The organism is Tritonibacter mobilis F1926 (genome assembly GCF_000376545.2).
Lineage (GTDB): Bacteria > Pseudomonadota > Alphaproteobacteria > Rhodobacterales > Rhodobacteraceae > Epibacterium > Epibacterium mobile.
The window spans coordinates 840,903-862,211 of record NZ_CP015231.1 but is presented as its reverse complement, the minus strand read 5'-3'; the positions used below and the strand labels follow the sequence as shown (position 1 = coordinate 862,211).

Below are 21,309 nucleotides of genomic sequence, written 5' to 3'. Positions count from 1 at the left end.
GATTGCACAAGACAGGAAGAGAGACATGGAACGACGGACACTCGGCACTGACCTCACGGTCTCGGCGCTCGGCCTTGGTTGCATGGGGATGAGTGAGTTCTACGGGCCTCGTGATGACGACACATCCCTGCGCGTCCTTCACCAGGCGACCGAACTCGGGATCGACTTTCTCGACACAGCGGACATGTACGGTCCGCACCACAACGAGGAGCTGATCGGTCGTTTCTTAAGCGAAACGTCGTCACCCATGAAGGTCGCGACGAAGTTCGGGATCGTCCGCGCACCAGGCGAGTATCGGCGCAGTTTGGACAACGGGCCGGACTATGCGCGGCAGGCGTGCGAGGGCTCGCTACAACGCCTCGGCGTCGAGCGGATCGACCTCTACTACGTCCACCGGGTCGAGCAGGGTCGACCCATCGAAGAGACCATGGAGGGGCTGGCGCGCTTGGTCGACGAGGGCAAAATCGCGCGGATCGGTCTCTGCGAGGTCAGCGCCGAGACGCTCCGACGAGCGCATGCCGTGCATCCGGTGACAGCGGTGCAGACAGAATACTCCCTTTGGTCCCGCGGACCAGAAGCCCAGGTCCTGCCCACGTGCCGCGAACTGGGCATCGGGTTCGTGCCATATTCGCCGCTCGGTCGGGGTTTCCTCACGGGGCGCTTCCAGGATGGTCAGTTCGAGAAGGGGGACTTCCGCGCCTCGTTGCCCCGCTTCCAGGACGATGCGGCGCAGGCGAACCGCCGGATCGCCGATCTCGTCGCAGGGGTGGCGGAGCGGAAGGACTGCACACCTGCGCAGTTGGCGCTCGCCTGGCTTCTCGCGCAGGGAAAGGACATCGTCCCTATCCCCGGTACGAAGCAGTCGAAATATCTGCGCGACAACGTAGGAGCGGCGGAGGTTGTGCTCTCGGACACCGATCTGGCCGACATCGATGCTGGCCTTGCCGAGCGGCCGGTCTCGGGTGCCCGTTACACTGCGGAAGGCATGAAAGGAGTGGACGCATGAGCGCCCCATCCGATCGCCTGACCCGCGCCCTTTCCCTTCTCGAAAGTCTTGAGCCGGGAGCACCGGAACGGGTGCAAGGCAATCTCGAGGCGTTCCACCCAGACACGACAGAACTCGTCCTCGGCTACGCCTTCGCGGACGTCGTGGGCCGCGACGGAATTGACCTCAAGACACGCGAAATGATGACCATCGCCATGCTTGCGGCCATGGGCACCGCGCAGGGGCAACTTGAGTTCCACATGCGCGCGGCGATGAATACCGGTGTAAGCCGCGAGGAAATTGTCGAGATCGTTTTGCAGGTCTCCGTCTATGCCGGTGTACCTGCTTGCATGAACGCGATCACGGCGGCGAAGAAGGCGTTTGAAGCCGCCGGTAAAGCCTGACTGGAGATCGGCATCGCTGTCATTCGTGGACCATGTAGCGAACGCAAAAAGGCCCACACATTGCCACTCCGCAGCCAGCACGATTTTGAATACTCTGCAAGTGGCTGTTGTGACTGGTTGCACTGCAGCGACCGTCACATCGGGTAACTGTGGCTAACTGGCTGAGGAAAACAAAGTGGCCTAGACCTTGCCACCGCGGGCGACATTTGGGCGTGGTTGCTGGCGCTTAGGATATCACAAAGCTTGGAAACTGATTACAGCTGAGCATCTGAGGAGTTATAGACAAAAAATAATTTTTGTCTGTATGTGGCTGGCGCACGAAACACTCTGTTCAACGCGGTGATGAAATTTAGCCCAACAGTTCACGTGGGCTACCCGAGTAGGGAGGTGGGCTGACGTCACTCTGTTGTGATTGAGCTTTCGTGAATTTCCCCACTGGTAAGGACTCTCAACTCTTGATCCTTAAGGCGAGGCAGATATGCTCTCGCTCAACTTCTGGGGTTGTATTTTATGAATGTATTCACTCAGGATGCCCGGCTCGGGCGTTTGACAACTGTGCTGGGATCCGACGCGCTTGTGCTTTTGCGGATGGATGGCACGGAGGAGCTTTCCGGGGATTTCGAGTGGCGGGTTGAAGCGCTCTCAACCCAGAACACTCTCGATCTCAGCGCTCTTCTTGGAACCCATGCCACCGTTGAAATCAACCATGCTCAAGGCGTGCGGGCCTTTGACGGGATCGTCTGCGAAGCCGAGCAACGCGGGGCCTTCGAGAACGGGTTTCGCTATGATTTGACTTTGCGTCCGTGGCTGCATGTGGCCAACTTGCGGCGCAACATGCGGATCTTTCACAACAAAACCGTCATCGAGATTGTGCAAGAGGTGCTCAGCTCTTACGCCGCACTGGGCAACCCTCACCTTGAGCTGCGGGTGATGGATGACTACCCGGTGCTGGAGTACACCGTCCAATATGGCGAGTCGGATGCGGATTTCATCCGCCGTCAGCTGGAGCGCTTTGGCATAACCTGGTCGTGGCGACATGAAGCGGGATCACACACGCTCTTGCTCACCGATGCGGCGATCAGCCTGCCCGAGGTTCCAGGGTCATCACGCCCGTATTTTGGTGTCGCAGGCTATCACCGGCACGAGAAAGAACACTTCTGCCATTGGTCCGCGACCGAGCGGATCACCACCGGCGCGGTGCGGCTGACGGAGTATAATTTCAAGATCCCCACATCGGCGCAGGAAGTTGATCAGCTCTCTGATGCGTCTCATCCAAGCGGCGATATCGAAAGTTATGACTGGCCCGGCGATTACCTCAATCAGGGCGAAGGCCGGGGGGTGGTGTCGCGCCGTCTCGAGGCCGAGCGCGGTCAGGCCCCACGCCACCGAGCCGAGGGCGATGTGGTCTCCCTCGGCGCGGGCTGGCGCGTCACACTGGCCGGGGATGACGTTCCCAATGCGACGGGGCGCACATTCGTGTGCCTCAAGGCTACCCATCGGTTCAGGGCGCAGGCTTATGGGTCTGGGAGTGCGGGAGCAGATGATGCGCCCTATGACGGAGCATATGTGCTGACCCCTGATGACGCGCCGTTTCGCCCCGAACGCCGCACAGCAGGGCCAAGAGTGCAGGGACCAGAGACTGCAGTTGTGGTGGGCGAAGGCGAGATTGATTGCGACGAACACGGTCGCATTTTATGCCGCTTTCACTGGGATCTCGATGGCGCGCACACCATGCGCGTTCGAGTGAGCCAGAACTGGGCGTCGAAGGGTTGGGGTGGCATGGTCATCCCTCGGATCGGCATGGAGGTCATTGTCGAGCATCTTCGCGGCGACCCCGACAAGCCGATCGTGACTGGCTGCGTGTACAATGGCAAGAACCGGCCACCTTACGAGTTACCCAAGCACAAGACGAAATCCGTCTTCCGCAGCGAGAGCCACAAGAGCTCTGGCTTCAACGAGCTGACGTTCGAAGACGCCACGGATAACGAAAAGATCTACCTGCACGCAGAAAAAGATCACGAACTGCATATCGAGAACAACCGCGCCAAACGGGTGGACCGCAACCAGTCCGAGTCCGTCGGGAACAACAAATCCATCGAGGTCGGAAACAACCATCACGAGGTAATCGGCGGCAACATGACTCTGATGGTGGGGCCAAACAAGCTGCAGTCTGCGGTGACCTCAGCCTTTAAGAAATTCACCAGTGCGATCGGAGACATGACCAGCAAGCTTGGCCTGCCGGATGCACTCAACATGGGCGAAGGTAACCTGATCATCGGCGTTGCCAAAAACAAGGCGGAAACAGTGATGGTCAGTTCCACAGAAGTCGTCGGAGCAGGCAAAGCCGTCACAGTCGGCGGTGGTTATCAGACGGTTGTGGGGGGCGTTTTTAATCAATCCATCGGGATCGGCGCGTTTGAAGAAGTCGGCCACAACAAGTCCGTTGTTGTTGGCAAGGTGTTTGAGGTCACGGTGGGCAAGTCGAAGCTGGTGATGAGCGAAGACGGCGTCATCAACCTAAAGGGCGTTAAGGTTACCATTGAAGGCGATGAAACTGTCACGGTCAAGGGCGGCCGGATCGACCTCAACTGAGGGATAAGCATGGTGCAATACGGAGACAGCGGCTGGGAGGTAAAAGCGGCTCTGCGCAAAGCGGTGCGCGACACGGAACGGGATCGTTTTGTGGCAGAGGCGGGCACAACTCCGTCGCATGCCTTGGATGAGATCGCCTTTGCCCCGCAGGTCCAGCGGCGCAAAGTGGTCAGCCTCATGAAGGTGACCCGTGACGCGGGCCTCGATCAGGAACAGCTGAAGACACTCACCACCATGGCGAAGGCGCTCATGCAGTGCGGGCTCGGTCTTGGCGCCATGGGATCGGTTGCAGAGGCTGTTCTGTCGCCCCACCAGACCCATTCCACGGACTTATTAGATTTTTTTACGCCGGACTACGGCCAGCGGGATAGGGAGTAGCCGGTGCGCCTGCTGCTTGATCCGTATTCCCCTTTGAGGCCACGCTGCACGTGGCAAGTTGCAGATCTGGGGGCCAGGGCTGCAGCGATAGCGCAGGGTGCGCAGCATGTGGATTTGACGCTGCCACAACATTTGTTGAACGCAAATCGAGCCTATGCGGATGAGATCCATGAAAACCTCATGGCCTATGCGGCGCAATTGCATGTGCTGGGCGTATTGGCCGGTGTCATTGATGGGCCGACCGAGGAATACCGTGCTGCGGTTGCCGAAGCCGCAGGGAGCTATTTCTCCAACCTGATGGAACGTTCACAGCGCGAACACTGGTGGGAAAATTCGTCACCGCTTGATGGTGCGGCAACGGTTCTCGGCTGGTTTTATGAGGGGCTTGGTGTTGTTACGCAGCAAATTCCCGTGGAATCCGCACAGCAAGTCGGGCGCGACTGGGAGACCATTGGCGAAGGCCTGCAATCCACCGATCCGGACAAGCTGATCTTCAATCTTGGATCGGATGCGCTGTCCTCGCTCTGGGATGCTTGCGAGGCGCGTTGGGATGAGTTCTGGGAAGATTTCGACCGCGAGGGTCTATTGTCCGCCATGGCCCGGCTCAAGGCGGATGCCGACTTTCTCGCAGCGGAACTGGCGATAGATATTGCTCTCGCGGTCGCTACGGGAGGAGTTGCCACCGGTGTCAAGATTGTGGCGAAGCGGCTGGCCGGAAAGGTCTCTCGGGTCGTCATTCGCACCGCGACGAAGGCCGGGCGTTCAGTACCTGATAGTGTAGTGCTTCACAGTATAGACCTACCGGATACAGAAATAGACGAACGTATCGTGCGGCAAGTTCTTGATGAGGACAACCTGCGCACTGGCTCCGCTCGAGATGACCTCACCGAACGCGCCGAGGTCGAGAACCCTAGTACGGAAAAGCCTACGAGCGGTCATACTGCGCCTGAGGATGTTGGCCCCGATCCTAAGGTGACTGCCCTCGACAAAGGGCAGACGCGCCACCAGCGCGGGACTAATGAGCAGATAATTAGCCATGATCCTGCGACCGGTCGACCCACGAGGTCTTCGGGAACGATCCGGCAGGATTTCGGCTCGACAAAACGCGGCGATAACGCGACGGCCATTGGCAAGTTGGGTAATGACGGCGATCAAGGCGGCCATCTGGCGGCCCACCGCTTCTTCGGCGACACGCCAGACGAAGGTATTGCTCCACAGGCGGGGAACCTCAATATGGGCGCCTGGAAAACTATGGAGAACGAGTGGGCCGACTGGACTAAAATGGGTTATGAGGTTGATTTCAAAGTCGATCCGTATCCGCCAGGGGCGGTGAGGCCGGATGAATTTGATGTTCGGTACGTGGTGCGTGACCCAAAGACAGGAAAGATTATGTACGAAGTCGAAAGAGAATTCGATAACGAAGCAGGACAGAGTTTTAAGCGGGTGACTTGGCGCGACATGAATGAAAACTACGCGAGGAAATAATGAACGCAATTGAAGAAATGGTCAAAGCTACTGTCGGCTACCACGAAGCTTTTGGGCAAGATTGGGTGTCGTTTGGTCTAGTGGTCGAAGTCAAAGAGGACGGAAGGCCCCACGGAACGAACGGCTACCTTTTCAAATCCGATGGTGACTTCGAAGCTATTTCCGTGAAACCCCGCCTTCTTCGCCCATCAATCGCGGCTTATCTCCAGGAGGTATACGGCGATACCCAACCGCCGATCAAAATGCTTCTGCAATTTGATCGCGCATCTGGTCGGTTCAATGTCCAGTTCGAGGATAAGGACGAAAGCCGCTGGCAGGTTCGCCCGGCAGACATTCACGGATATATCGAAGAACTTCGCCCCAAGTTTGACCAATGACACCTGCCGAAGAGGTTCAGGCTAGAAAATTGGTCAAATTGATCCTGCCCTCCATTCCCGGCGATTACGCTGAGGATGCGGTGGCGGTTTCGGCTTGGCTGTGGCTGTCACCGAATGGCAAGGGCGCGGGCGGTGGCGCGCGAGCCTACGATCTGCTCGGACATTCCACCGGTTTCAGTTTCCCGATTAAACCCTTGTTACCAGTGCTAAACACGCTTCGCGCGGTTCATCCGGACTATGAAACGCGGCACTGGAAGACCGCGCTGCTGCAATTCGGGCGCAAACCGCATGAACTTCATCTGAGTTATGAATACGAAGATCCCTATCGCTGGATGGTCACTGAGGGGAACTTTAAAGCGGTTATTCCAACTCTAAGACCGCAGTTTTTGCAATCAACTTAAACTTGGGAGTGAGTGTCATGCCTGCTGCGGGACGAAAAGAGGATATCGGGTCGGGCCACGATGGCTTCCCACCGACACCAGCCACTTCAGGAAGCGGTGATGTCGGTATCAATGGGAAGCCGGCGTTGCGTGAGGGGGATGCTTTTGCGCCGCACGCAAAGCCTAAACACCCTCCGCACGGGCGAGCTCTGTCGGCTGGATCGAGTAGCGTTTTTATCAACGGAAAGCCCGCTGGCCGTGTTGGGGATTCTATCGATTGCGGCGGGGCTGTCGAAAGCGGCTCTGATGATGTGTTTATTGGAGGGTGATCTTGCATGGCTCTACCTGAGCGATCCAATATAAATGCACGATTGATCTGGGTTTCATCAAGAAGATGACCTTCGGGCAGGCGGGCGATAACCTAATGCAATGTGGGGGCCTTTAGTGTTTTTGCTGTTCGATTGGGATCTGTGCCACCTGTAGCAAGCAGTAGATCTCACCGTTCAGTAGTTCGGTCTTCATTGGGGGCTGGTCGAGCAGTTCCAGTGGAGTAGGCGCGTCCCCGATATTGCTGTCGTTGATTTCGATAGCCCAAACCTCCAGCGTTTCCTCGTTGATCCCGATAAATATCTAGCGTCAGATGCGCTACGGTGCTTGTGGGCGTTCAACTCATCACAGGATTACCCTGTAATTTTAGCGTCGCGCACCGGTACGGCAACGGGGTGCCATGAGCGCCCCGCCACCTTTCTCTATGCGGCCAGATGTCGAGGTTTGCGATTTGGCTGGTTTGTCCCCGCCAAGGGAACAAACTCGCCGATCTCCAAAACGCCTGAACCGCGGCTCCCTTCGACACGCCCCTTGCCGCCGAGGTCTGGGCATCGGTGCAGAAGCGGCGACCGGTACCTGCTGTGCAGCTGTGGGGCGAGTCGTCGGAAGTCTCGTTGACCCAGAGGCTGATCACTCCAAGACGCGTGGCAATTTTTTTCTCGCGATGTCCTGCTCATCATCTTGCGAGAACATGTCCGCCATCGTCGCGCTGGCCCCGGGAGCGTGACGCTGATGGTCTTTGAAGTGGTCATCTGAAGAAAATTCAGATGATATTTTTTCGCATTTTCAGGGGGTTGACTCAGTTTCGGCAAGGGCTTTGAAGGCCAGGCGCATTTTTCTGTTTTGGATTTTCAGTGGATTCGCGGACCTTCCCATTGTGCAAGGTCGGTGGTCCATGAGGGCCAGGTCCTGCGCAAAAGAAAACGCGCGCCCTCGGGTGCGCGCCTGAAAGTTGGGGCAAAGATCGCCCGTGTGTCACTTGCCAAGCTAGAGGCTGAAATCGGTCTGGGCAAGCGCGGTCTGAGCTCCAGGATGAAAAGATGACTACCCCGGAAGCGCCTCGTTTCCGGGAACGGAGACGGCATGTCGAATTACGAAGACTGGTTGCAGGACCAACCGGCACCCAAGAAGAAACAAGCAGCCCTGGTGGTGGCGCCGATCCACGGGGTTCTGCCCTATGCTGGTGACCGCAATCCGTTGACGCGCAGCGACACTGTCAAGCGTGTGTCGGCCGCGATTGCAACTCCAATGACCGGCGGCATCCGGCAGGTTTACCATTTCGATGGCGAGTCCGAATACGCCGTTGCCCTGGATGCCCTTCGCAGCCCCGAGCTCTATGGGCTGGAGGTACAGCTTCCTCCGCTTAGCTTCTACTGTCGGCAGAAGCGGAAGGTGCGGACCCATCGGTTCGACTTGCGGCTGACGTTCAGGGATGGGTACCGGCGCGCGGTCTTCGTCCGCAACGCGACTAGCTTGGCGAAGCGCGAAACCCAGGACGAGATCGACGACATCTTCGCCGCGGTCACCGAGGACTTCGCTGACGACTGCATGGTTGTCTGCACCGATGATTACACGCGGGCATACCGCGATAACCTTCGCCGTATCTGGGACTATCTGCAGCTTGCAGATGCCGAAGCCGACAAGATCGTCGAAAACGCCGCGCGCATGACCAACTACTGGTACCTGAGCGACCTAATCAAGAATTGCGACTTTGAGCCGGGTCGCTGCTACCAGGCGGCGATGCGGCTCATCGGCCACAATGTGCTCTGGACGGACATGCATGGGGTCATCGACTACCCCTCCCGGGTCGCGCTGAACGCATGACTTCGCAACCGCTCTACAACATCCCCAGGGGATCTATCCTCCAGCTGGATGGTCGCGAACTGACTGTGTCGGTTCGCGAGGAGAGCGGCTATGCGGTGGAATGCAAGGAAACCGGCGAGTGTTTCACGCTTTCGCTGGAGCGGGTTGAGACTGCAATTCGGAACCGGGATTGCGAAATCATCAAGCCGGCTGATGTCGAAAAGCGGATGGCATTGCTCGAGCATACCGACGGCCTCGAGTTCGTCGAGCAGCTGTCGGACAAAGACCAGCGAATTGTCCAAGCGCGTCTCGCCCTCGTTATCGCCCAAGACGAGCTGCGCGCCGAGGGCGTGAAGCTCACCCAGCGCAGTATGAACAAGGGCGGTACACATCGCCGTCTACTGCTGACCCGCGCGGAAGAGATCGCACCGGGACACAATTTCCTCGGGACACGCCGCGGCGGGAAGCTCGCAAGCGGCTTTGACGTCCCGCAAGGGCGCACCTTGGCCAACTACCGCGACGTTTACTATCGCTTCGAGCAGAACCCGGTGGTCCTGGCAGATCGTGATCGCATGAAGGGGCGTCGGGAGCCCAGGCTCTGCGAATGGCAAGAGCGGTTCATCGACTATGTCCTGAACCGTTGGCTTGATCTCAGACAGCCGAAGCTGGCATCCGTTTTCAAGCTGGCGACAAAGGTTTTCCACCGCTCTGCGAGAGAGATGGCGCAAGAGATCAATTTCCCCTCGATCACGACGGTCCGTACGCGCGCGAAAGCGATTTCAGATGTCGTCGCCGTGCTCGGTCGAGGTGGGACGCGGCACGGGACTAACACCAAGGGAGCTGGGTCGACCGACGTGCGTGCCTTGGCGTTTGGCGAGAAGTTCGAATGGGACCAGTGCCTGCTGTCGATTTTCACCTCCGGGGACGGTGTCGTGCGTGCTGAGGTGATCAACCCTAAGGAAGCCCCTCAGGAGCTTGCGGACAACGAGATCCGCCGCTGCTGGCTCCATGTGATCCTCGATGTCGCGACCCGCGAGGTACTTGGCTGGATCATTTCAGAGACAGCCGACGCTGACCACAGCAAGGCTCTGCTTCGCATGGCGACGCGCGACAAGACTAAAGAGAAGGTGCGGTACGGGTGCAAGCAGGACCCCGCTCCTCCGGTGCGGCTGGGCCTCGCCCTGGCGGACAATGGCACTGCAACTCGAAATGCCGAAGTCTACGCCAGCCAGCTTGGCATGGGGATGACCGTCATGACAGCGCGTGCCTATCAGCCAATGGATAAGCAAATGGTCGAGCGGCTTTTCGGTACGACGCAATGGGATGTTCTGAACTTCCAGCCTGGATATACGGGCAGCCGTCCGGGAGAGCTGACCGGCTATGATCCCAAGGGATCTGCCGAACTCAGCCACGATCAGCTCTACGGAACGATCACGCGGTACTTCGTCGATGAATACCCCTTCCGTCCGCACCGTGGCACTGGGATGTTTGGCGCGACCCCTCGTCAGAAACGGGAAGAAGCCCTGCGGCGCTATGGGCCTATTGAGGCGCCCTCCCAGCGAAGCCGTTGTTTGCACCTTGGAGAAAAAGTCCGGGCAACCACGACATCCGAAGGCGTGAGGGCATTCAACATCCCGTTCAACTCGAAGGCACTTCAAGACTTGGCGGCCGGCACCGCGAAAGAGGTCACCGTGCATCTCGATCCAGACGATCTTCGCAAGGTCTATGTCACCGCAGAGGGTGACGAGGAGGTCGCGGAGACCCGTTTGAGCATGACGATTTTCAAGGATCAATCGCTCGAAGAGGCCATCGAGATCATGGAGAACGCAACGGCATCCAATCCCAGCCTGCGTGTTCTTCATGAGGAGAACCTGAGCGAAGCCATGCAGCGCCGCGCAACCGAATCCGGCTTCTTCCCAGATTCTCGTGATCCCCTGAGCTACCGGAAAATCGAGCAGCTCAGGCGTCGCGCTGACAAGCTTCACCAAGTGGAAGCGCGCCCCGCCGCCTACATCGGCGCCACTGCTGCTCCCGGGCAGCTCATGAGCAGGGGGCGCGCGTCGGGTGTGGTGCCGGCACGCCCGGCCGGTACGGCTCCGTCTAAACCGCCATCCGCTTCGACGCCTCCCAGGGCAAGTACATCGTCGCCGCGGTCCGCTGGACAGGCGGATGGGGCCCCAGAGACGGGGGCAACTTCGGCGCCAGACCCTGACGACATCAAGACCATGACCTTCGGCCCCATCAAGGATAGCAAACTGTGACCAACCCCTTCATCATTCGCTCATTGGCAAACCTGAATGCGGATCTCGCCCAGCGGCATTTCCCGTTGGCCAGGGGCGAGGAACTTCAGCAGACCTTCGCGCAGCTCTTCAGTCGCCACCTGGGGCGCCTGCAGTCCGGGAAGGGCTTCGAGGCACGTAGCCTCCTTGTGACGGGGCTGTCTGGTTCTGGCAAGACAGCCGAGATCTCGGACATGTTGAATCGCTTCAACGAGAGCGCTGTTCGCATGCCTGACGGCAAGGATGCGCGGTTTGCAAGCTGCGTGCTTGAGGCGAAAGGGTCCTGGAAGGATCTTGGCCGCAAGACACTTCACGCCTTGGGCTATCCGATTACGAACAAGACGCGCCGAACCCAGTTTGAGATCTGGGATCTGGTCGTCAAGCAGGCCAAGCTCCAGGGCGTCGTCGGGATCTACTACGACGAAGCCCAGCATATCATGCGCGGAAAGTCGGATGCCGAGGTTCTGAGCGTCCTGGACGCCTTCAAGACCCTGATGAAGTCACACGACTGGCCACTCATGTTGATCCTTTCGGGTGTTCCGGAACTGGGAGGTTATGTGCAACGCGAGCCACAACTCGATCGGCTGATGACCAGGATCGAGTTCCAGGAAATCGATTTGAGCAGTGCGCCCGGGCATCCGGCACAGGACTATGAAACCCTCAACGAAATCGTCGGCAGCTACGCCATCAGCGCGGGGCTTTATGTAGATGCAAGCCTACCGACGGGAGATTTCCTGCACCGCCTCGCGACTGCCGGCGCATTCAGGTGGGGCCTGGTCATCGACATGGTCGTCGATGCCGTGGCGCTTGCTGTTGCCAGGAGGGAAGGGGTGGTTGAGCGGTCGGATTTCGTGGCGGCCTGGTGCGAGAAAACCGGAATGAACCAGCTGGCGACGCCGTTCACGCATGACAGCTACGAGAGGATGTTCCGGAGGGACAAGCCGTTCCGGGCCGCCATCGGCACCTGATCTTCCAGGACAATTCAGTCTTTGAGAAACCCGCGCTTCGGCGCGGGTTTTTTCATGCCTGGATGCTGACGCCCAGATGCCCGCACCAGCTAAGCCGCTGATGATGCGCAGGTTTTTGGTTTCTGCGCAGACATATGCTTTCACTCTGGAAATCGCGTCCGGCAAGTTGTTGAAAATGTTTATGGATTCCTGGCGCCGAATCGGAAGCGATTGATTTTGCGCATTCATATGCTTTCTCTGACTCAATGGCTTACGGTTGAGATGAGGTTTGCTTTCTGGTTTGCTGAACCCCAGCGCTAGATTTTCGATCTGTGATCGACATCTTTTGCGGTTCTCAGACGCAGTCAGGTGACGAGGTGCGTGGTGCTTCGTGAAATCGCTTCAAGCTAGCTCTGACAGCGGCTGTGTCGCGACGGTTGTGTTTTTGAGTCAACTCGTACTAGATACGGCCTGATTGTTTATGTGATTTTGGGCGGTTCGAATGAGGCAGCAAGACGACGACTACTGGCTCAACCTCAGTGATACGTTCTCGGCGGATGAAGGTGCGGGCGAGAGCGAACATGGAGTTCTGATCGAAGAGATCGGTGGTGTCGTGCCATTGGATGCACAATTTGGTGTTTGGCCTACGCGTACAACTCCTGAGGCGCTTCATGAGCCATTATTTGGTGACTTGAGATCTCAACGAGATGAGACAGCACCACTAAACACCTACGCTATACTCGATGCGGTGAAATTTATTGGTGGAGCAAGTGAATTTGATGAGTGCGATCTACCCTCGAAATGTCTTTTCAAGGGTGAGATGGCCGAGCAGCTTAGAGATGTTGCACCGTATTTATTCGAATTGTCCGATGCGGCCGAGCTTACTCGGAGGTTGATGACGCATCTACCTGACAAGCCAAGTACTTTGACATCCCTTCACATGTGGGGTGCAGACCCGGGAATCTACATTCGGTCCGGTCTGGCGTTTGACGAGATTTGGTTGCAGTTTCGTAAATTTACCCGGATTCGCGACGCTCGACGGGCCTGGCTATATTTCAGGTTCTGGGAACCGCGCGTACTCCGAAAACTTGTGGAGAGACTCTCAAACAAACCCAAGCATTGGCTATGGCGGATGTTTGACGGTGTGGAAGCCGTTGTATTAGTACACACTGGCAAAGCATTTAGGGTCACTGTTCCACAGACCTATTGCGAATTGAGCCGAGGTTTGAAGATATGCGCTGAAGATATTTTCGATGACCTTAGCGCTGTTCAGCATAGCATTTTCTGCGAAGATTTAGCCGTGAAGCTTGGCGATGAGAAAGCACTATCTTTTAGCTTGAATGAAGATGGAGACTTGGCTTCTCGTATATCGGATCTTTCGATGCACGCGAACTCATATGGACTGAAAGACCGTAAGTCAGTTGAGCGATATATTGTGTCATGTCATATCTTTGGCAAACCTGCTGAGGCAATCCCAGAAGCATACAAAATACTTCAAGAAAATCGGCATGAATTGGATCGCTCCCGTCAGTTGCTAAATTTTGCATTTCAGTATTTGGAGAACAGAAGTGGTCGAATGTAACGATCCTTTGCAAAGGTGCTTCGAGGGGAATTTGTTTCGTGCAAATATGCCACGTAGCAATGTTGTGATAGAAGGTGCGGTGAATGGAGACTTCACTGGCCCTCTCCCCAATGGAGAAGTGTTTAAGCTGGATAAAAGCCTCGAGGAAACAGTTAACAAGTTAGAGGCAAAGATCGGGAACAAAACATACCCTATCGTGGATGATCTGGGCGGCTGCAACATTACTCGGCCCGAGCAAGTAGGTTTCGCCATGAGTGAAATCTTGGCGACTGACGGAAACCAAGGCGGTCCGTCGTCGTCTGACGTTGAAGAAGTCTTGGTTCTACAAGTACCTCCCTCGCTTCAAGCCACTGCGCCTGGGCTTGGAGACCACGATATCGATACTGCACCCGAGGAGGTTCTCCTATGGATTGCTACATCGATTGTTACGTCATTGGAATTGATCGATGAGAGCGCCGGTTTGACTGGACTCTATGAGTGGTCTGGTGAGTACATTGACCTCCAATTGACTGGAACAGATTCGTCACCAGTGTTAGCGGAGCTCGCTAACCTCGTTCGCCACAATGATATCCGAAACGGGCTTCGGTCAGTACTTCAAGGTGGGTCGGGTCTTTTTAAGATTGGTATGAATGCCGCGGGTTTCATGTTCATTGCCTTTCGACAAAGCCGAAACATGGGAATTTTTGTAACCGGCGCGGCAGCTGCTCTGGCGAGGTCCAGAGCGAACACCATTTTTACGGGCATCAAAGGAGCTCTTTCGCGCTCTGCGACCAGCGTGAAAGGTATTCCGGTGGTTGGATTTGTGATCGTTGGAGTGATAGATTTCATGCAGTGGTATGCGGACCCCAACGCACGCGGCGACTGGGTCAAGCTGATATCTATACTAGCGCCTGATATGGGTGCGCTTGCCATTTCTACATTGGCGGGAGGCGTTGTGGCGACAGTGGCGGCAGGCATAGTTTCAACCGCTTTTGCCGCATCTGTGATTGGCGTACTCACGATAGCAGGCGCAGGAATCATTGCAGGTCTGGCGGTCGGAATGGTAGTTACCGCTCTCGCCAACAGATTTGGTGTGAGTGAACTTGTTGAACGTGGACTTCGTGCACTCGGGCAAGGCGCAGAAACAGCGATACAATATGTAGCTGAGGTCGTCGAGGCAGCTATCAATCAGGCTGATGAGTTTCTAACCCATGCATCGCCGGGCGATGGTCGAATAACTGGGCCGACTGATTATTTAATGGAAGTAGATCGCGGGATAATGGACTATATAAATAGTCGGATTGGATTTCCTTCCCGATGAACTTACCAGATTATTCATGCATGGAGATAGTTGGCTCAATATGAATGTAAAAATAGAGTTCAAATTGCATGAGCCTGATCCTCAAAAAGAAGTAAAAGAAAAGGCGTTCCGTTATCTACCTGCTTTGCCTCTGATGTTGAACCTGCTGCCCTACTTTTTGTGTTTTTATTTTGAGAGAGAGCGGTTGAGCGACCTATGGAATGCAGATCGCCCTATCATGCTCGGGTTCAATTTATTTGTTGTGTTGTTATTTGTCGCCTCTGTTATTCTGTATTACTACTATTATTTCTCAAGGAGAGCTGAGGCCATGATCGTGGGGTCTCTACTGTTCTCAACAATCCCTATGCATTTAATGGCTTTGGGTGTTTCAGTTTTCGTTCTCCAGTCCTTTATATTTGTTGCAATTACTATATGTGCAATTTTGTTTGCTCTATCAAATTTCCAACGCGCCAATAAGGCTATCGATAGTGAGGCGCTGAAAAAGTACGCTAGAGAAGTAATCGTCAGTGAAAACGGAACGGTGAAATACTATCACGGGATTGATTTTGAAGGCTCTCTACTTGCTGTAAAAGCGGTCGGAAAAGGTAGGTATGCAATGGAGTGTGCGCTTGCTATACCCATGATTTTGCTGATGCTTGTGGTTTGGCCTGTTGTGTTCACTGATGACAATTTCCCGAACAACGTTCCAGTGAGTACTCTTTTTTGGTTCATGTTTGTCGTTTTTGGAGTTGTGCTTCGTGGCATTGGCTTAAGCCAAGCCTGGTTGCTGCACCGAGTACTCCGGTTAGTTCGCTCTCCAGATTGGAAGCTTGAACTACATCGCCGCGATCAAAACGTAGGGGCTTCCGCCCACTGAGCGCCTCGACCTTCCCACCACAGTCCAGCAGCGCACGCCGATCCCGCGCCCACAGGAGCTCAACCTCTTGATCGGAGAGCCACCGCTCCGGCAGCAGCACCGGCGCTGCGCAAGGGTCGGTGCTTTTAACGGAGGTGGTTGAGGCGGCGCAGGCGTTGAGGGCCAAGGCAGCGAGGCACGGCAACAGGATCCGCATGGGCTTTCTCCTCGAGGGTTCTGGCAAGGGTGGCGCGGGCGCGTTCGCTGGCAATGCGGGCGCGATCCAGTTGATTGGCCCGCTCGATCTGCGCGAGCTCGCGGGCCTGATAGCGGGCGCGACAGTCGGAGGCCCCGCGCTGATAGGCAAAGCCCGCGACCACGGCGATCAACGCCAGGGTGGTGACTATGGTGATCCCTCTCACGCCTTCAGCGCCTTCAAGCACATGGCGCGCTCTGACATGCGCCGATTAGTCAGCCCCCGGATCACTCGGCCACCTGCTCGGTTCCAGCGGGGCAGCTCATTGCAGGCCCCGGTGAGATCGCCCGCATTGGCTTTGCGCAGCAATGTGGAGCGGCAAGCGGCAGCAGGGCCGATATTGTAGGTCCAGGAGACCAGAGCCACCTTCATCCCGATGGGCACATCAGCGGTGAGGCATCGATCCAGTGCTGCCTCATAGGCGATGATCTCGCGGGCCAGCATCGCGTCACATTCCGCTTTGCTGTAACTGTCACCGGGGCGCACGCCCTTGGTCTCGCCATAGCAGACGGTCCAGACGCCGATGACATCGCGGTAGGCCTCTGTCCTGAGGCCCTCCCATTGGCCGATAAAACTGATCGCAGAGGCAAGGGCCACACTGCCCCCGGCGAGCACGCCAATGGTGCGTTTGCGCACGGCCCCGCTTTCATCGCGCCGGAAGGCCGACCAGAGGCCGGAGGTTGGCTGCACCAGGATCCGCGCCGGGATGGCGATGAGATTCACCAGGGCGGCAATCCCGGCAAAGACCAGGGGATCAAGGCCCAGAAGATCCGGGCTGACCAGCGAGACAAAGACCGGCAGCACCGAGATGACAGCGGCGAGGATCAACAGCCGCACCGACCAGGCGCTGGTGAGGGTGGTTTTCCAATTGGGGGTGAGTTTCATGGGGATCTCCATGGCAATAGAGCCCGCAGGCGGGCTTGGGTTGGTTTCAGAATGTTGGGGGATCAGCGGATCGGCAGGCGCTCCATGCGCTCAAGCCGGTTGTCGATCTTGTTCAGGGTGGAGAGGATTAGCGACAGGCGCTCATCCTGACGGGCGAGCGCCGTCTCATTGGCCCGCACCCGCGAGGTCAGCGCTGCTTGGCGCGCCTCAGAGGCGGTGAGATCCACCCGCAGCCCGTTGATGGTCTGCGAGAGGGCAGCGGTTTCCCCGCGCAAGGTGGCCACCTGAATGCCCACCCAGAGCCCTGCGCCAACCAGACCGCAGGCCACGGTCCAAGCGAGGGATTTGTTTAAGGTGATCCCACGGTCACTGTTTTCAATCATGGTCATTGTGCGGGCTCAGCTGTCCAATGCCGCAGCGAATGCGGTCTCAAGATCAAAATCCGCAGGATCACTGAAGGCTGCGATCTGTGTTGCTACGGCGGCCTCGGCGGCAAAGCAGGCCTGGACATGCCGCACCACAGCCTGCGCCGCAGCTTCGATTTCCGACTGCGTCAACGCGACAAAACCAGCCGGTGTTTTCCAAGCCACCGGTGCCGTGATCATGCCCTGTTGCAACGCGCTGACCGCGCCGGAGAGCGCAAGCCGCGTGGTCTCATCACCGGGGATCTGGAGGCCACCGGGTAAGGTCGCACCGGCAACTGAGTGTTCCCAGCGCAGGCGGGCGAGACGGGCAAGCGCCTCTGGCCGCACTAGCGCAAATGCTCGATCGCCAAGAGCGCACAGGTAAAATCCTAGACTATCTTCTCAGCCTACCGCCTTGGCCTGATGCCTACCTACCAGACACCGCTCCAACCGATGGCAAGCTAGGTTCGAATGAGGACATGCCAGCGGCGCCCGAACAAGATCCGGGTTTGCCACTGGTCTGGGGGCGACACGGGTTTGCCTTCTTTGCCAACAGTGTGAGCCGCGACCCCGTAACAGAGGCAGCGCTAGGTCATGTTGACAAATGGCGCACCCAGAGCCGGATGGATGTGATGTCGATGAACCCGAGGTAACTTTCTGCAGTTTTGTCATACCGGGTAGCAACGCGGCGGGCGTTCTTGAGCTTATTGAAACACCGTTCGACCAGGTTTCTCAATCGATACAGCCCATGATCCACGCCGACGCGCATCTTGCGGGTCTTTCGCATCGGAATTTGGGTCAGGATATCACGTTCATTCATGTTTTTCCGAATGCGATCAGCATCATAGCCCCGATCTGCCAGTAGCACTTTCGGCTCAGGCAGATTATCAGACATGACGAGATCAAAACCAAGGTAGTCCGAAGTTTGCCCCGGTGTGATGTCTGTTCTCATGGGCAACCCGTGCGCGTTGACGCGGAGGTGGATCTTGGTCGTGAAGCCACCTCTTGAACGGCCAAAACCCTGTCTCGGAGTCCCCCTTTTGCGCCCGCTGCTTGATGATGCGCGCGAATAACAGTGCTGTCGATCATTTGGAGAGCGTTTGGAACGGCCCCGCTTTGGTTCAAGGCTTCGAGTATGTCCTCCCACAGCCCAGCCAACGTCCAGCGCCGGAATTGGCGGTAAACACTGGACCATTTGCCAAACTCTTCGGGCAAATCTCGCCAAGGTGATCCGGTGCGTGCAATCCAGAATATCCCATCCAGTACAAGGCGATGGTTGGTAGGCTTGCGCCCATTCCGGGCTCGGATCGCAAGAATGAAGTATTCAAACAGCGACCACTCGTCGTCGCTCATCAGGTTTCGGGGCAAGCTGATCTCCATAGCAGATACCAGCTTGAATCACGTCGAAGCCCCAGTGTGAATCCCTTTTGTCAACATGTCCTAGGCGAAGCGGAGACACTATTTGCCATAGATGTTCTAGCGTACCATCGACTTGTGGAAGTCCACACGAATTTTACCGACCTAAGTAGCCATATTGATGGTTCGATGTCGGCTTGGATTGAGGGCGTCAACGTGACAAGTTTGGGCGCGCACTTTTCGATGGCTTGTCTTGACCAGAGTTGAAAGTCACCCATGCAGTTCTCAGATTTCTCCGGAACACGCATACCTTTGCACCGTAAGATTTCAAAAGTCGATGTTAGGTGATATTTCATGCGCTGCCGCAAAGTCCGGTTAGGGCTGACACCTGCTATTCACCGAGTGGGATTTCAAAGTCCGCTTTCGCGGCATAGCCCATTTCGGCTGCTGATCAGACTGTTCTGACAGGTTTATGAAAGTACTGGGCTGGAAGCTCCTATCAAAATGGATGATCGCTGCCCTGCATGGTGGCGGAGCAATCACTCTGGTTTGTGTGACGCTCTCGGGCGTCGGTTGCGGGCAAGGCCTGGAAGGGGCATGTGGAAGGTCAATCTCAACTCCTGTATCGGCATGATATGGTTTCCCAGCTGCCCCTTACCGTCACACCGCTCCCCCGCGAGACACTTCCCTCGTTCTTTGCTCGGCTCGCTGCCGCGAACGGCACCGACGCCATCAGCTTCGCGATGGATATGGGGGGCAGCCTGAAGCGCGTGATTCATCAGGATGCGGAAATGGTCAAATTGGTGGGCCAACTCGCGGGGATCACTGATGAGGAGATGACGACACTCCTGTCGTGGACGGGGGAGCCTCTGGGCGATGTTCGGATGCAGTATCGCGGAGAGGTGTTTGTCTCACGCGCGGTCAGGAATCCCGTGGTGCGTGGCTGCTTGAGGTGTCTTGCAGAGCAAGCAGCCGCGCCCGGTGTTCCCCTCGCGAACATGGCCATGCAAGGGCATTGGCTGTGCCGTGGCGTCGACATCTGCATAACTCATCAGCAGCCTCTTGTCCCGCTCTGGACAGAAGGCAATCCCGTACGTCGTGAAGACATGGGCGCACACCTGCGCCCACTGTTGCCAGACCTGACATCAATGACAGCAAAGACTGAGTGCGTCGCGGTCAGCGCCTACGATGCCTGGCTCGACAAGCGACTATCCGAGAACCAAGATCTGACATGGCTGCGGACCCAGACCAGCTTCGCGGGCATGACCATGTGTCTGGCGCTCGGCGAAGATATTCTCCGGCATCAAAGTCTGACCCCCAATGACCGCGCGGCCAAGGCAGCCGGATTCGGTGTCATCAGCTCCGGGCCGGACGCAATACGCGCCACGGTGCGCAGTCTTCTCCGCAGGGACGACGGCACGCTCACAATCTCAAAGTCCCCCCTGAAGAGCCTATCTTACACACTTGTCGAGGCCTACCCGGACAGCATGAAATTCGACGACTTCCGGCAAATCATTCGTGATGAACTGATGACCTTCTGGCCCATCGCGCCGGGAGACACACTCCTAGGGCAAGTGGTGGAGACGCGCCGCTTCCATACCATCGCCAGTGCTGCTGAAGAGACAGGACTGCACAAAGGGCTGCTTCAGGACATACTGACCGCTGAGGGCGTCTTCGACCCGACACAATGTCAGCAGACGCCCCCCCGGACCTTCGACGCAGAGGCCTACGCGGCCTTCCTTGCGGAAATCCCGCATCTCGTTCTCGGGTCCGACATAATGACGGAACTCGGCGCGACCGAAACGGAGTTCGAAGCACTTTGTGCAGAGGGCGTGCTGCGACCCTACCTCAAGACTGCAAAGGTCCTGAACAGGTGGCGGCGGGCTGATGCCACTGCATTGCGCGAAACGCTGACGTCGCGCCTCAGAAAGAAACAGGTCTCGCGGAGCGCCGACACACTCCTGATGACCAGGCGCGCGCTTGGGGTGCGGCTCACCGCGCTGATCGCAGCCATTCAGGACGGGCGACTGGCCGCCTTCCGCCACGATGATCAGGAAGGTTTTCATGCGATCAGGGTCGATCGAATGGACGTCGAGGCACTGATCAAGACCTTGCCGCCAGACGTGCTCATCGATCGGCCTGAGACCAAGGTGATCAGTGCCAGCGTCTTCGGAAAGCAGATCGGTCTGGTTGAACCGAAATACATGGTGCGGCTTGTCGCGACAGGTCACAGTCCGGGCACGGAGATCACGAACTCGGTCACGAAGCGCAAGCAGTGGTCACTTGCGGAAGATGACATTGCTGCCTTCCACAAGCGATTCACGACAACGGCGCTGCTCGCGAGGAAGGCAGGCGTTCACCGTCGGACGATCACCAGCCAAGTCCAGCACCATGGCACGCCGCCATTTTCCGCTGGCGACGAGGTCTTCGAGGGCATCTACCTGCTCTCAGATGTTCGAGAAATAATGAAAACCAATTGAAATCAACGAAATAGGGCTCGTGCGCCAAAACTCTGGACAAGCGAAAAACGTGCTTGACAGCCCTTGCGCAGGCTTATGCTGTCGTTTGCGCATTCATATGCTTTCTCTGACTTTAATGGCAGGTTTGGTGACCCCGGCAGGATTCGAACCTGCAACCTGCCCCTTAGGAGGGGGTTCAACTCACTGATAATTAATGTTTTATTTCAACACCATAGAGGGGAAGTGAATTTCAATTGCACTGATATTGCACTATC

Annotated in this window: 19 protein-coding genes and 1 pseudogene; 15 read left to right on the top strand and 5 right to left on the bottom strand. The window is 56.9% G+C overall.

What is annotated here, in order from left to right:
- The first annotated feature begins 25 nt into the window (after positions 1-25).
- From K529_RS19540 to K529_RS23555, 14 genes are all read left to right on the top strand, one after another.
- Positions 26-1,006, top strand: coding sequence for an aldo/keto reductase (locus K529_RS19540; protein WP_046002839.1), 981 nt, complete (start codon positions 26-28; stop codon positions 1,004-1,006).
- On the top strand, positions 1,003-1,389 hold the full coding sequence (locus tag K529_RS19535; RefSeq protein WP_005674652.1) for a carboxymuconolactone decarboxylase family protein: 387 nt from the start codon (positions 1,003-1,005) through the stop codon (positions 1,387-1,389). Before K529_RS19540 ends, K529_RS19535 begins: the two co-directional genes overlap by 4 nt.
- Before the next feature lie 510 nt (positions 1,390-1,899).
- Positions 1,900-3,981, top strand: coding sequence for a type VI secretion system Vgr family protein (locus K529_RS19530; RefSeq protein ID WP_046002838.1), 2,082 nt, complete (start codon positions 1,900-1,902; stop codon positions 3,979-3,981).
- A gap of 9 nt (positions 3,982-3,990) precedes the next feature.
- Positions 3,991-4,359 (top strand): hypothetical protein, encoded by a 369-nt coding sequence (locus tag K529_RS19525; protein ID WP_005607317.1) that lies wholly within the window; start codon positions 3,991-3,993, stop codon positions 4,357-4,359.
- 108 nt (positions 4,360-4,467) lie between these two features.
- On the top strand, positions 4,468-5,844 hold the full coding sequence (locus K529_RS19520; protein ID WP_065335407.1) for a DNA/RNA non-specific endonuclease: 1,377 nt from the start codon (positions 4,468-4,470) through the stop codon (positions 5,842-5,844).
- On the top strand, positions 5,844-6,221 hold the full coding sequence (locus K529_RS19515) for a hypothetical protein (protein WP_005607309.1): 378 nt from the start codon (positions 5,844-5,846) through the stop codon (positions 6,219-6,221). The genes K529_RS19520 and K529_RS19515 overlap by 1 nt, the downstream gene beginning before the upstream one ends.
- Positions 6,218-6,622 carry a hypothetical protein gene (locus tag K529_RS19510; protein WP_005607304.1) on the top strand — a complete coding sequence of 135 codons (405 nt, stop codon included), beginning with the start codon at positions 6,218-6,220 and terminating at the stop codon, positions 6,620-6,622. Before K529_RS19515 ends, K529_RS19510 begins: the two co-directional genes overlap by 4 nt.
- Positions 6,623-6,639: 17 nt before the next feature.
- The gene (locus K529_RS19505; protein WP_005607301.1) at positions 6,640-6,930 is read left to right on the top strand and encodes a PAAR domain-containing protein; all 291 of its coding nucleotides are present in this window, start codon (positions 6,640-6,642) and stop codon (positions 6,928-6,930) included.
- A 1,081-nt stretch (positions 6,931-8,011) separates the two neighbouring features.
- Positions 8,012-8,752: a hypothetical protein gene (locus tag K529_RS19500; protein WP_005607299.1), complete on the top strand. Its 741-nt coding sequence runs from the start codon at positions 8,012-8,014 to the stop codon at positions 8,750-8,752.
- Complete coding sequence (locus K529_RS19495) at positions 8,749-10,992, top strand: Mu transposase C-terminal domain-containing protein (protein ID WP_065317502.1); 2,244 nt, start codon at positions 8,749-8,751, stop codon at positions 10,990-10,992. Before K529_RS19500 ends, K529_RS19495 begins: the two co-directional genes overlap by 4 nt.
- Positions 10,989-11,978, top strand: a complete 990-nt coding sequence (locus K529_RS19490) for an ATP-binding protein (protein WP_005643375.1) — start codon at positions 10,989-10,991, stop codon at positions 11,976-11,978. The genes K529_RS19495 and K529_RS19490 overlap by 4 nt, the downstream gene beginning before the upstream one ends.
- A gap of 481 nt (positions 11,979-12,459) precedes the next feature.
- Entirely contained in the window at positions 12,460-13,539 is a 1,080-nt protein-coding gene (locus K529_RS19485; protein ID WP_005643372.1) for a DUF4123 domain-containing protein, read from the top strand.
- Between the two features lie 31 nt (positions 13,540-13,570).
- Positions 13,571-14,839: a hypothetical protein gene (locus tag K529_RS19480; protein ID WP_157888512.1), complete on the top strand. Its 1,269-nt coding sequence runs from the start codon at positions 13,571-13,573 to the stop codon at positions 14,837-14,839.
- A gap of 40 nt (positions 14,840-14,879) precedes the next feature.
- On the top strand, positions 14,880-15,695 hold the full coding sequence (locus K529_RS23555; protein ID WP_005643364.1) for a hypothetical protein: 816 nt from the start codon (positions 14,880-14,882) through the stop codon (positions 15,693-15,695).
- A 125-nt stretch (positions 15,696-15,820) separates the two neighbouring features.
- Here the strand turns inward: K529_RS23555 and K529_RS19470 are convergent, their stop codons facing one another.
- From K529_RS19470 to K529_RS23280, 5 genes and pseudogenes are all read right to left on the bottom strand, one after another.
- Positions 15,821-16,096 (bottom strand): hypothetical protein, encoded by a 276-nt coding sequence (locus K529_RS19470; RefSeq protein WP_065328069.1) that lies wholly within the window; start codon positions 16,094-16,096, stop codon positions 15,821-15,823.
- Entirely contained in the window at positions 16,093-16,815 is a 723-nt protein-coding gene (locus tag K529_RS19465; protein WP_052699556.1) for a lysozyme, read from the bottom strand. The genes K529_RS19470 and K529_RS19465 overlap by 4 nt, the downstream gene beginning before the upstream one ends.
- Positions 16,816-16,877: 62 nt before the next feature.
- Positions 16,878-17,204: a hypothetical protein gene (locus tag K529_RS19460; protein WP_046002836.1), complete on the bottom strand. Its 327-nt coding sequence runs from the start codon at positions 17,202-17,204 to the stop codon at positions 16,878-16,880.
- A 9-nt stretch (positions 17,205-17,213) separates the two neighbouring features.
- Positions 17,214-17,567 (bottom strand): DUF4376 domain-containing protein, encoded by a 354-nt coding sequence (locus K529_RS19455; RefSeq protein WP_046002835.1) that lies wholly within the window; start codon positions 17,565-17,567, stop codon positions 17,214-17,216.
- Positions 17,568-17,811: 244 nt separating this feature from the next.
- Positions 17,812-18,572 (bottom strand): annotated as a pseudogene (locus tag K529_RS23280) (IS5 family transposase).
- A gap of 602 nt (positions 18,573-19,174) precedes the next feature.
- Between K529_RS23280 and K529_RS19440 the strand changes: the two are divergent.
- On the top strand, positions 19,175-21,055 hold the full coding sequence (locus tag K529_RS19440) for a TniQ family protein (protein ID WP_131664993.1): 1,881 nt from the start codon (positions 19,175-19,177) through the stop codon (positions 21,053-21,055).
- Positions 21,056-21,309 lie beyond the last annotated feature (254 nt).